Genomic DNA, 11,640 nt, shown 5'->3' with positions numbered 1-11,640 from the left:
ACGGCCCACCGCACGACCGTGTGACGAACCCGGCTCTCCGACGCCGCCGCTGCGACGTCGGAGAGCGCGGCCTGACAGACTGCCCGGTATGCGCGTCTACCTGGGATCCGATCACGCCGGTTTCGAGTTGAAGGTGCACCTGGCCAATCACCTGGCCAAGCAGGGGTACGACGTGATCGACGTCGGCCCGCACGCCTACGACCCGGACGACGATTATCCGACGTTCTGCCTGCACGCCGGCACCCAGGTGGTGGCCGACGAGACGGGTCTCGGCGTGGTCATCGGCGGGTCCGGCAATGGTGAGCAGATCGCCGCCAACAAGGTCGCCGGGGTCCGGGCCGCGCTGGCCTGGAGCGTGGAGACCGCTCAGCTGGCCCGCCAGCACAACGACGCCAACGTGGTGGCGGTCGGCGCCCGGCAGCACACGCTGGACGAGGCCACCGGCATCGTCGAGGCGTTCCTGAACACGCCGTTCTCCGGCAACGAGCGGCACGCCCGTCGGATCGCCCAGGTGGCCGAGTACGAGCAGACCCGGCAGTTGCCCGACCTGCCCTGAGCCAGGCGGTCAGCGCGGCGAGCGGGGTAGCTCCTCGCGGGGCACCCAGTTGCGTCGGACGACCACCACCCGGGCCTCCGCCTCGGCCAGGTCGTCCTCGGTCGGTCGGGCCGCGTCCCGGGCTCGCAGGGCGGCGCTCAGGCCCACCTGGGACGAGCCGGAACCGACCAGCCCGCGTAGCCCTCGCTCGCCGTCGCGCTCGTCGCCGCCCGGGCCTCGGCGGCGCGGCGGCGGGTCGGCCCCGTCGTGCACCCCGCCGGTGCTGACCGTCGAGGTGTCGGCACCGCGTCCGGCCGATTCGGAGTCGGGGTGGTGGCGTAGCCGTCGCCGTCGTCGGTCGGGGTCACCCATCAGCCGACCGTACCCTGCCCGGGGTGGGATCCGGCACCGTCGGGCCGGCCGTGTCCCGGGCGGGGTCGGCGACCGATTTGCCGGCTGGCTACCCTCGAATCAGGCGGTGGCGATGCCGTCGGTCAGGCGGTGGCGATGCCGTCGGTCAGGGGGAGGACAAGATGGCAGACCAGACGCAGCCGTGGGCGGAGCGGACCGTGGAGGTGCCGCCGCAGGCCGGCGTCGGGGTGCCGCCGCAGCGGGACGGTTTCCGCCGGGGTGTGGCGCCTGTCGGTCAGCCGCGCACCCCGCGGACCGAGCCGTTCCCGGTGGTCGAGCAGGAGCCGACCGGCACCGGTTGGCCCGGCGGCCCGGTTCCGCGCCGGTCGCTGAGCTCGCGGATGGCGCAGTTGCGTCGCGGCGGTGAGTGGAGTGCGGCGGCCGGGCTCTTCGCGTTCGTCTGCTGGGGGATCTGGGCGCTCTCCGGCCAGGGTGACCTGAGCGGTCCGCTGCTGGTGCTGGTGCTCAGCCTGCTGGTGGCGGTCGGCCTGTTCGCCCTGTCCCGGCTGGTCGGCCGGGTGGTGCTGGAACGGCAGTTGGGGCGGGTCCGGCGCAGCGCCCGAGGTGCGCACCTGGCGACGGCGGTGTTCCTCGCCGGCCTCGGTGTGGCCTGGCTGCAGCAGACCGAGTGGGTCGTCTCCGCCTGGAACTGGATCTCCTCGAACTGACACCGGGCGCGCACGGGCGGGTCGGCTCGGGGCCGCCCGCCCGTGCGTCCGGTCGCGGCACGCCGCGACGCCGGTCGTCTCCCCACCAGGCAAGACTGCTGCTTACCCGGCCGGCCACGGTTCATCCGTGGCCGGCCGGTCCGTCTGGTACCTCGTTCGGGGAGGCATGGTCCCGTCGGTACGGCGGTCAGGGGCTGTCTCCGTGCCTCTCGGCGCCCGCGTGACGGCCGAGATCCGGCCAGTGGTGCCGCGCCCGGCGGGCGGACCCGGCACCACTGGCAGATCAGCCGGCGGGCTGGGCGGCGGCGTAGTCGCGGGCCACCCGCACCAGCTCGACCAGCCCGCCCGCGTACTCCTGGGACTCGCCGTGCGCCTCGTCGAACGGTGGCTGGAAGCCGACCCCCTCCCACTGGCCGGTGGTCGGGTTCCACCGGTCGTTGCCGACCTCGAAGTCCCAGGCGAAGATGCCCAGCTCGTAGTAGAGCTGGTCGGCCGAGTTGCCGGCGGCGGAGTAGAGCACGTCGGCGACCGGCCCGGTCTGCGACGGCCAGGTGACCGTGCCGCGCTCCTGTGCGATGGCGCCGACGATCCGCCGGGCGCTGTCGAGGAACAGCGTGGACTCGTCGATCGACGGCCGGGGCAGGGTGACCCTGCCGTCGGCCCGGTACGCACCCGGCGGCCACATGAAGTACCCGCCGTAGGAGTGCACGTTCATCGCGAACTTGATGTTCGGGTGGTCCTGCGCGAGTGCGATCACGTTTCGGCTCTCCGCCTCGGACAGCTCGGCCGTGCCCGCGTAGTTGCCGGAGAGGCAGTTGGCGCTGGCGCCCACGTAGCCGTCGAAGTACGAACCGACGGTGTAGTTGCGGTTGATGTCGACGCCCCACGAGGTGCGGTTCTTCGGGTCGCGGGCCGGTCCGGTGCAGTGGTTGACCAGGTTCTTGCGCTGGAAGTTGAAGTCGTTGAACGAGTAGTTCGCGCCGTCGGGGTTGACCGTCGGGATGACGAAGATGTCGACTTGTTCCAGCAGCTCACGGGTGGCGGGGTCGGTCCGGGCGTTGGCCAGCATCCGCTCGGCGAACTCCAACGTCACCAGCGGCGTGGCCCACTCCCGGGCATGTTCCTGGGAGTACGCGAGCACACCGACCCGGGAGCCGTCCCGGTGTACGCCGAGGCGCAGCGCCTGCACCGTCCACGGCCGGGCCGGCACCTCGGTGCCCTGTAGACCGTCGTCGAGTCGGACCGGACCGGCGACGGGCATCGGCAGCCCGGCCGAGCCGTCCTCGACGGTGGCCCGGAACCGGTCCGGTTGGCGGGCGTTGATCGCCGCGGCGACCTCGTCGGTGGTGCTCACCGTCTTGCCCCCGGTGTCGGTGGCCAGCGACACGGTCAGGACGCGGTCGCGGTAGCCGACGGTCAGTGGCCGGTTCGGACGACCCGGGTCGACGGTGCGCACCTGCACGCCGTTCATACCCTGGTCGCCGAAGCGCACCGAGTCCACGACCACGGCGGCCACCGCCGGGTCACCGAGGTACGCGACGGCGGTGCGTCGATATCCCTGGGTCTTGTTCGGCAGGTCGATCACGTCGACCAGGTCCCGGTACTGGCGGGCCAGCCGCTTGATTCGCGACTGGATGTCCACCGGCGTGAGGTACGCGTCGATGAAGTCCTTCTGGTAGCCGGCCGGCAGGGGCGGCGGGGCGGCGTTGGGCCAGAGTGTCGGCGTGATCGCCCGACTGGTCCCGCCGAGGCTGGAGGTGGCGGTCAGTTGGACCGGTCGACCGGGCACCGGCTGGGGGAGCGCGTAGTGGTACTGGTACTCGCCGGAGTCCTCGAAGCGGTAGAGCGGGAACGAGCCGGTCGCCCCGTCCGCCGTCCGCCAGTTGACGGTGATCTCCACATCCGGGTCGTCGGTGGCGGTGGTGGCCACCTGCGCCTGGAGGAACGTCTGGCCGGTCGTTGTCCACCAGTAGGCCTGCTGGACCTGGAGGGTGTCGGTGTTCGTGGCGGAGCGCTGGCCGGATGGAGCGCGTAGCCCGGCAGTGGTGCGGGCCTGAGCCGCGCCGACGCTCTCGGCGTAGTTCCGGCTCCCGTCCTCGGCGCGCTGCACGATCTGCGTGGCCGTGGCGCCCTGAGCGGTCAGGTCGGCGAGCTGGGCGCCGGTCAGCACGAGATCGGCGAGGATCCGCCCGTCCCGGGTGCGGGGCCGGTTGGCCAGGTCCGCGCCGGTGGCGACCAGCCGGTCGAGCTGCGCCTGATCGCGTAGCTGCACCCGGACCAGGGCGGTTTCGGTGGTGCTCAGGGTGATCGGTGCTGCGGGATCGGCTGGTGCGGCGGTTCCCGGACCCGGGTGGGACAGCACTGCGCTGAACAGGATCGCTGTGGTGGCGGCAGCTGTCCACCGTCGTCGGACGATCATGTGCCCTCCTGACGGATGTCGATGTCTCTGGTCCTTACACCAGTGCACAGATCGACACCTGTCAAGGTGGGGGTGGTGTGTTCGGCAGCGCTGAGCCTGGTCGTCGGGCCGGACGCGATGGGCCGGGTCGTCCCCGGCGCGGTCTGCTCCACCGGCGGGTAACCGGGGTTCGCATATTGATTGCGCACCGCCCGCTGGTATGTGCGGCAGAGGCGCGATAATTGCGCTGGGCGGGGCGGCGCGAGCTGCGGAAACGACGTGATCGAGCCGACTCTTCGGCAAGTCGACATCGGTCCGGAAAATTGTTGAAACTGCTGCCCGGTCGATCGGATTCCGGCCGCCCCTGTTGCTGTCTTCCCAGCTCTACCGGCTGAACACCCGGCGTCGGGCATGTATCCAGCACCTGTCGAACGGATGGCGGATCGGCGCGGTCCTGGGTCAGGGGGTAGGTGAAGAAAAACAGAATTCGCAGACCCGGCTCGTGGTTCATGATTTAGCCGGCGTTCACGTTCGACAAGCCCCATTCCCTCTACCCTTTGGCGCGACGTTCGATCGCTAAAGGAAGAGGTTTCGTGAGTCAGGCAATCGACGGTCACCACATCGCGCTGGACAACGTTGTTCCCGGGGAGATGTGGGCGGCCATCGCCGAACGGGCGCGGCGCGTTCCCGCAGCCGTCGCGCTGGTGGAGCAGTCCGCCGAGGTGACGTACGCGGCACTGGTGGAGCAGGTCGAGGCCCTGGCGGTCGAACTCGTCACCGCCGGTGTCGGTGTCGGCGACCTGGTCGGAATCCGGCTGCCCCGAGGCCGTCAGGCGATCATCGCGATCCTCGCGGCCCTCCGGGCCGGAGCGGGCTACGTGCCGCTGGACCCCGCGTACCCGGCGGACCGGATCCGGCTGATGCTCTCCGACGCCCGTCCCCGCGTGGTGATCGACGAGAACGGGGTGTCGTCGTCACCCGACGCGCGGCGATCGGCCTCGGACACCGCGTACGTCATCTTCACGTCCGGATCCACCGGCCGCCCCAAGGGCGTCATGGTGCCGCGCACAGCCCTGGACAGCTTCTGCCGCGCCGCTGTCGGCCGGTACGAGCTGACCGAAGCCGACCGGATGTTGCAGTTCGCCTCGCTCAGCTTCGACGCCAGCATCGAGGAGCTGTTCCCGCCGCTGGTCAGCGGGGCCACTGTGGTGATCCGCGACGAGGACATGATCAGCCGGCCGGACCTCTTCCTCGACCGGTGTGCAGCCCTCGGCATCACCGTCCTCGACCTGCCGACGGCGTACTGGCACGAGTTGGTGGGCGCCCTGGCACGAGGCGAGGTGACCCTGCCCGCGACGGTCCGACTGGTGATCATCGGAGGCGAGGCCGCACGTGGGGACCTGGTCCGTGGTTGGCAGGCGGTGGTCGGCACCTCGGTGCGGCTGCTCAACACCTACGGGCCGACCGAGACCACGGTCGTCGCCACGGTCGCCGACCTGACCACGTGGGCCGGTGAGGTCGTACCGATCGGGCACCCGCTGCCGGGGGTCACCTGCCGCATCGTCGACGACGCCGGAGCGGAGGCCGAGGTCGGGGAGTTGCTGATCGGCGGCGCAGGCGTGGCCACCGGCTACCTGCACCAGCCGGCCCTCACCGCCGAGCGGTTCCGTTCCGGGCCGGACGGCCGACCCGAGTACCGGACCGGCGACCGGGTCCGACGCGGGGCCGACGGTGGTTTCGAGTTCCTCGGACGGGCCGACGACCAGGTGAAGGTCCGTGGCTTCCGCATCGAGTTGGGTGAGATCGAGACCGTGTTGCGCGACGTCGAGCACGTCAGCGACGCGGTCGTCGTCGTGCAGGACCGTGACGGGCAGCAGCGCCTGGTGGGCCACGTGGTCGCGGCACCGGGCGTCGACCTGGCCGCGGTGCGCGCCGGCCTCGCCGACCGGCTGCCCGCCTACCTGATCCCCGCCGTGCTGACCCGACACGACTCCTTCCCGATCGGCCCCCAGGGCAAGATCGACCGGCGGGCGTTGGCAGCCACCACCGACGACGCGCCGGTCACCGGCTGGGCGGGGCTGACCCCCGCACAGGCCGAGGTCGCCGCCCTGTGGCGCACCCTGCTCGGCGTGGGGGAGGTACGCCCCGACGACGACTTCCTCGCCCTCGGCGGCAGCTCGCTCGCCGCCATCCGGTTGATCGGCGCCCTCCGGCAGCGCCACGGGGTGAACCTCACCCTGAGCGAGCTGTACGCCGCTCCGACGCTCGCCGCGCTCGCCGCGCGTCTCGCCACCGGGCCCGGCGCCGACAAGGCGCCAGCCGACGCGGGGCCCGGCGTCGACGAGACGCCGGCCGACGCCGTACCCGCCGACGTCCCGCTCGCCCTGAGCCCCCTGCAACGTGACTTCTGGGTGGCCGAGCGCGTCTGCGCCGAGCTGCCCGCGCACACCCTCGGTGCCCGCTTCCGGTGGGACGGCCGGATCGACGTCGACGCCCTGACCCGTGCCCTGCGTGAGCTGACCCGGCGGCACCCGTTGCTGCGCGCCCGGTTCCCCGACGACGGGGCCGAGCCGCGCCTGGTCATCGACGACGACGCGGTGATCCCGCTGAGCGAGGCACCGCGCTCCGATCCGGCCGTGGAGAAGTTCGACCTGGCCAACGGCCCGCTGGCCCGCGCCGTTCTGGTCCGCACCGGCGGCGACGACGAACTGGTCCTGCTCGTGCACCACCTCGTGTACGACGGCTGGTCGAGCACCGTCGTCGGCACCGAACTGGCCGCGCTCCACCAGGCGGCGCTGCGCGAACCGGACACCGACGACCTCAGCGCCGCAGCAGGGCTTCCCCGGGCTTCCGCCGTACCCGATCTGGCCGCCCGTTACGCCACCGCGAAGGCCGACGCGACGCTGACGGCGTACTGGCGGAGTCGTTTCGCCGACGCCGACCTGGACCTCGAGTTGCCGGCGGACCGGCCGCGTCCGGTGGTCCGGTCCTTCGCCTCCGCGCGCATCAGCCGCCGACTCGACCCGGCGCTGCTGCGGCGGGTGACGGAGTGCGGCCAGGCGCACCAGGCCAGCCTGTTCATGGTGGTGCTGGCCGGGTTGCAGGCGGTGCTGCGCCGCTACACCGGGCGGGACGACATCACGATCCTGTCGCCGGTGGCCGGCCGCACCAGCCCGGACCTGGAGGACGTGGTCGGGCCACTGCTGAACATCCTCCCGCTGCGTGGTGACGTCGCTGGCGAACCGTCCTTCGCGGACCTGCTCGGCCGGGTCCGGCGGACTGTCCTCGACGACCTGGACCACCAGGGTCTCGCCCTGCCCGACCTGATCGACGCGCTGAGACGGCCCGGCAGCGGTAACCGCAACCGGCTCAGCCCGGTGATGCTGACCGTGCACAACACACCGGAGATCGACCACCCGGGCGTGCGGTACGTGGGGGAACTGCCGCCGGCGGCGACCCTGGTCGACCTCAGCGTCAGCCTGGACTTCCCGGACGGCGGCCCGGTGCTGAACGTCGACTACGCCACCGAACTCTTCGACGGGGCGCGCGTCGAGGCGCTGGTCGGCCACCTGCTCACCCTGCTCGACGCCGCGGTCACCGCACCACAGCAGACGGTGGGTCGGCTCGCGCTACTCACCGCCGAGGAGCAGCAGCGGATCGTGCACGGCTGGAACGACAGCGCGATCGCCGTGCCCGACGCGACCGCCCTGCACCAGCTCTTCGAACGCCGGGTCGCGGCGACCCCACACGCGCCGGCGTTGACGTTCCGGGACACCACGGTCAGCTACGGCGAGCTCAACGGTCGCGCGAACCGGTTGGCCCGCCGGCTGCGCGACGAGGGCGTGGGACCGGGTGACCGGGTGGCCATCTGCCTCGACCGTGGCATCGACCTGTTCGTCGCCATGTGGGCCGTGCTGAAGGCCGGCGGAGCGTACGTCCCGCTGGACCCGGCGTACCCGCCGGAACGGCTCGACTACATGCGCCGGGACAGCCGGGCCGCGGTGTTCGTCGACGACGACTACCTGCGGGGCCCGCTCCCGTCCGAGTGGGACGACCTGCCGCTGGTCAACGCCAGCACCGACCCCGCGTACGTCATCTACACCTCCGGGTCGTCCGGGAGGGCCAAGGGTGTCGTCGTCAACCACGGCAACCTGGTGCACGCCGCACGGATGTGGCAGCACGCCTACCACCTGGAACCCGGTTGGACCTACCAGCAGGCGGCCAGCTTCTCCTTCGACATGTTCGTCGGTGAGACGTTGCGGGCGTTGTGCACCGGCGGTCGACTGGTCGTCGTACCCCGGGAGACCCTCCTCGACCCCGCAGACCTCTACGCGCTGATGCGCGCCGAGCAGGTCCAGTGCACCGAACTGGTTCCGGCGGTGCTGCGCAACCTGCTCGCGTACGCCGACCGGACCGGCCAGAGCCTCGACTTCGTGCGCCTGCTCGTCGGCGGCGGGGAGAAGTGGCACGTGCGGGAGTACGAGCTGGCCCGCCGACTCGTCGGACCGGGCAACCGGGTGGTGAACGCGTACGGGGTCACCGAGGTCACCGTCGACAACGTCTACTTCGACGGCCCGGTGGACCACCTCGCCGACGAGGCACCACTGCCGATCGGCCGGCCGTTCCCGAACAACCGGGTGTACGTGCTGGACGCGTACCGCCAGCCGGTGCCCCCGGGGGTGGTGGGCGAGTTGTACCTCGGCGGTCTGGGCGTGGCGCCTGGCTACCACGACCGTCCCGAGCTGACCGCCGACCGTTTCGTGCCCGACCCGTACGCGCCGGAGCCGGACGCCCGGATGTACCGGACCGGCGACTCGGCGCGCTACCACCTCGGCGGGGACGTCGACTTCCTCGGTCGCCTCGACGACCAGGTGAAGGTGAACGGCTACCGGGTGGAGCTGGGCGAGGTCGAGGCGGCTCTCGGCGCGCTGCCGGACGTCGTCGCGTGCGCCGTCGCGGTGCACCCACTGCCGTCCGGCGTCGCCCAGCTCGTCGGCTACGTCGTACCGCGCGCGGACGAGCCGGTGGACGAGGTGTCGATCCGCGACGCGCTCGCCACGACGCTGCCCGTGCACATGGTCCCGGCCCGACTGGTGAGCCTGCCGGCACTGCCGCTGACCCCGAACGGGAAGCTCGACCGGCGTCGGTTGCCCGCGCCCGCCACCGCGACCGGCGACGCCGCCGGTACGGCGGCGCGGACGCCGTTGGAGCGGCAGATCGCGGGCGTGTGGTCCGAGGTGCTCGGCATCGACGAGGTCAGCATCGACGACAGTTTCTTCGCCCTCGGTGGTGACTCGTTCGCCGCCCTGCGGGTCATCCGACGCATCGAGCCCGCCCCGGCCCTGCTCGACCTCTACCAGCACCCGACCGTGCGTCGGCTCGCCGCGGCGCTGCAGGAACGCGACCCGGACTCCCGCGACGAGCGCCGGATGCTGCACCGGCTGACCGCGTCGGACGCCGACCTGGCGAGCGGCGGCGTCACGGTCGTCGCCGTGCCCTATTCCGGGGGCAGCGCGATCGCCTACCAGCCGCTCGCTGCCGCCCTCCCCTCGAACTGGGCGTTGCAGGCGGTGGAGCTGCCCGGCCACGACCACTCCCGACCCGACGAGGAGTTGCTGCCGGCCCGGGCCGTCGCGGATCTGGTCCTGACCGAGTTGCGGGACATCGACGGGCCGATCCTGCTGTACGGCCACTGCCTCGGCGTCGCGGCGACCGTCGAGATCGCGCGGCGGGCGGAGGAGGCCGGGGTGCCTCTGGCCGGCGTGGCGCTCGGGGCGGGTTTCCCCACGGCCCGGCTTCCCGGCCGCTTCTTCGACTGGTTCTACCGCCTGGTGCCCACCGACCGGTTCACCTCCGATCGGGAGTACCTCGCGTACCTGCGCGGTCGGGGCGGCTTCACCGACGTGGACGACCCGGCCCAGGAGGCCTTCGTCCTGCGCAACGTCCGCCACGACGCCCGCGACGCCGAGGAGTACTTCACGGCGGCCTACCAGCGGGGGGCCGAGCCGCTGCGGACACCGGTGCTGGCCGTCGTGGGTGCGCGTGACCGGGTGACCGAGCACTACCAGGAACGCCACCAGGAGTGGGGACACTTCGCCGACCAGGTGGACCTGGCGGTCCTGCCCAAGGCCGGACACTTCTTCGTCAAGAGTCACGCCGAACCACTCGCGCAGGCACTGGTGTCGTTCGTCGAGCCCGCACCGGCAGACGACGAGAACGCGCCGGCCGTGCCGCCCGCCTCGCAGCGCAGGCAGGGGCCCGAGCCCAGCCTGTCCCGGTTCGCGCTTGTCGCACTGGGCCAGCTGGTGTCCATGGTCGGCAGCGGGCTGAGTGCCCTGGTCCTCAGTATCTGGGTCTTCCAGCGGACCGGGTCGATCACCGACTTCGCGGTGGTGAACGCGGTCGGCCTGCTGCCCGGCATCCTCGTCGGACCACTCGCCGGCGCCGTCGCCGACAGGTGGAACCGGCGTACCGTCATGCTCGCCAGCGACGGTGCCTCGGCGGCGGCGATGGCGGCCCTCGCCGTGGTCGTGTTCTCCGGTGGCGGCCTACAGCTCTGGCACGTCTACCTCGCGGTATCGGTGACATCACTGGCCGGGGCCTTCCAACGGCCCGCCTATCTCGCCGCGGTCGCCCAGCTCGTTCCGAAGCGGTACCTGGGACACGCCAACGGCATCAGCCAGCTCGGGGTCAGCGTCGGCCTGGTCTTCGCGCCCATGCTCGGCGCGGGGCTGGTCGGGTTGATCGGTGTGCCGGGCGTGATCGCGATCGACGTGGTCACCTTCGCCATCGGCGTGCTCACCCTGCTGGCGGTCCGGTTCCCGGACCTGATGTTCCACCGCCGCGAGGAGACCTTCAGCACCGAGATCACCGCCGGCTGGCGGTACATCACCCGACGACCGGGGCTGCGCGCGGCGTTGCGCTTCTTCGTCGTCGACCATGCCTTCTACACCCTCGGCTTCGCCGTGATCACACCGATGCTGCTGATCGAGCAGAGCCCGGCCGTACTCGGCCTCGCCCTGGGGGCCGGCGGTCTCGGCGGGCTGGTGGGCAGTCTGACCATGGGCCTCTGGGGCGGTACCGCCCGGCGGGCCAACGGTCTGGTCATCTTCATGGGCGTCGGCAGCCTCGCCATGGCCGTCGTCGGCCTCGGCGACGCGCCGGTGCTCGTGGTGGCGGGGATGTTCCTGGTGACCTTCGGTGAATCCCTCGCCGAGGGCCACTGGATCGCCCTCGTGCAGACGAAGGTCGGCTTCGAACTCCAGGGCCGGGTCCTGTCGATCTTCATCACGGTGATGATGCTGACGATGCCGGTCGGCTACCTGATCGTCGGCCCGCTCGCCGAACGCTACGTCCAGCCCCTGCTCGAACCGGGCGGTGCCCTCGCCGGTTCGGTCGGCCACCTGCTCGGCACCGGTCCCGGACGCGGCCTCGCCCTACTCGTCGTCGTCAGCGGCCTGCTGCAACTGGCCTGGGCCGTACGCGGGTGGTTCACCCCGCGCCTGCGCCTGCTCGAAGACCACCTGCCCGACGCCCTGCCGCCCGCCGAGATCGGGTCCCGCGACGAACTCCAGCGCGAAGCGGACGCCCTGCTCGCCGCCGATGCCCTGCTCACCCGATAAGGAAGC

Annotated in this window: 5 protein-coding genes; 3 read left to right on the top strand and 2 right to left on the bottom strand. The window is 71.9% G+C overall.

What is annotated here, in order from left to right; translation table 11 throughout:
- Nucleotides 1–88: 88 nt before the first annotated feature.
- Nucleotides 89–556 carry a ribose-5-phosphate isomerase gene (locus tag ABGB10_RS15170; protein ID WP_347661487.1) on the top strand — a complete coding sequence of 156 codons (468 nt, stop codon included), beginning with the start codon at nucleotides 89–91 and terminating at the stop codon, nucleotides 554–556.
- Between the two features lie 9 nt (nucleotides 557–565).
- On the opposite strand, the gene ABGB10_RS15165 is transcribed toward ABGB10_RS15170, so the two are convergent.
- Nucleotides 566–907 (bottom strand): hypothetical protein, encoded by a 342-nt coding sequence (locus ABGB10_RS15165; RefSeq protein ID WP_347661486.1) that lies wholly within the window; start codon nucleotides 905–907, stop codon nucleotides 566–568.
- A 161-nt stretch (nucleotides 908–1,068) separates the two neighbouring features.
- Between ABGB10_RS15165 and ABGB10_RS15160 the strand changes: the two genes are divergently transcribed.
- On the top strand, nucleotides 1,069–1,614 hold the full coding sequence (locus tag ABGB10_RS15160; protein ID WP_347661485.1) for a hypothetical protein: 546 nt from the start codon (nucleotides 1,069–1,071) through the stop codon (nucleotides 1,612–1,614).
- A gap of 283 nt (nucleotides 1,615–1,897) precedes the next feature.
- Here ABGB10_RS15160 and ABGB10_RS15155 read toward each other — a convergent pair whose 3' ends face one another.
- Complete coding sequence (locus ABGB10_RS15155; RefSeq protein WP_347661484.1) at nucleotides 1,898–4,033, bottom strand: M14 family zinc carboxypeptidase; 2,136 nt, start codon at nucleotides 4,031–4,033, stop codon at nucleotides 1,898–1,900.
- A 572-nt stretch (nucleotides 4,034–4,605) separates the two neighbouring features.
- Between ABGB10_RS15155 and ABGB10_RS15150 the strand changes: the two genes are divergently transcribed.
- Nucleotides 4,606–11,634 (top strand): amino acid adenylation domain-containing protein, encoded by a 7,029-nt coding sequence (locus ABGB10_RS15150; protein WP_347661483.1) that lies wholly within the window; start codon nucleotides 4,606–4,608, stop codon nucleotides 11,632–11,634.
- Nucleotides 11,635–11,640: the final 6 nt, after the last annotated feature.

It is taken from the genome of Micromonospora sp. B9E7 (assembly GCF_039871815.1).
Classification (GTDB): Bacteria; Actinomycetota; Actinomycetes; order Mycobacteriales; family Micromonosporaceae; genus Micromonospora.
The sequence above is the reverse complement of the archived record's forward strand: the minus strand, read 5'-3'. Positions and strand labels throughout refer to the sequence as shown.

What these genes read in the sequence shown, in the direction of transcription:
- ABGB10_RS15170 (WP_347661487.1), top strand. Translation starts at nt 89, where the DNA reads ATGCGCGTCTACCTGGGATCCGATCACGCCGGTTTCGAGTTGAAGGTG.
- ABGB10_RS15165 (WP_347661486.1), bottom strand. Translation starts at nt 907, where the DNA reads ATGGGTGACCCCGACCGACGACGGCGACGGCTACGCCACCACCCCGAC.
- ABGB10_RS15160 (WP_347661485.1), top strand. Translation starts at nt 1,069, where the DNA reads ATGGCAGACCAGACGCAGCCGTGGGCGGAGCGGACCGTGGAGGTGCCG.
- ABGB10_RS15155 (WP_347661484.1), bottom strand. Translation starts at nt 4,033, where the DNA reads ATGATCGTCCGACGACGGTGGACAGCTGCCGCCACCACAGCGATCCTG.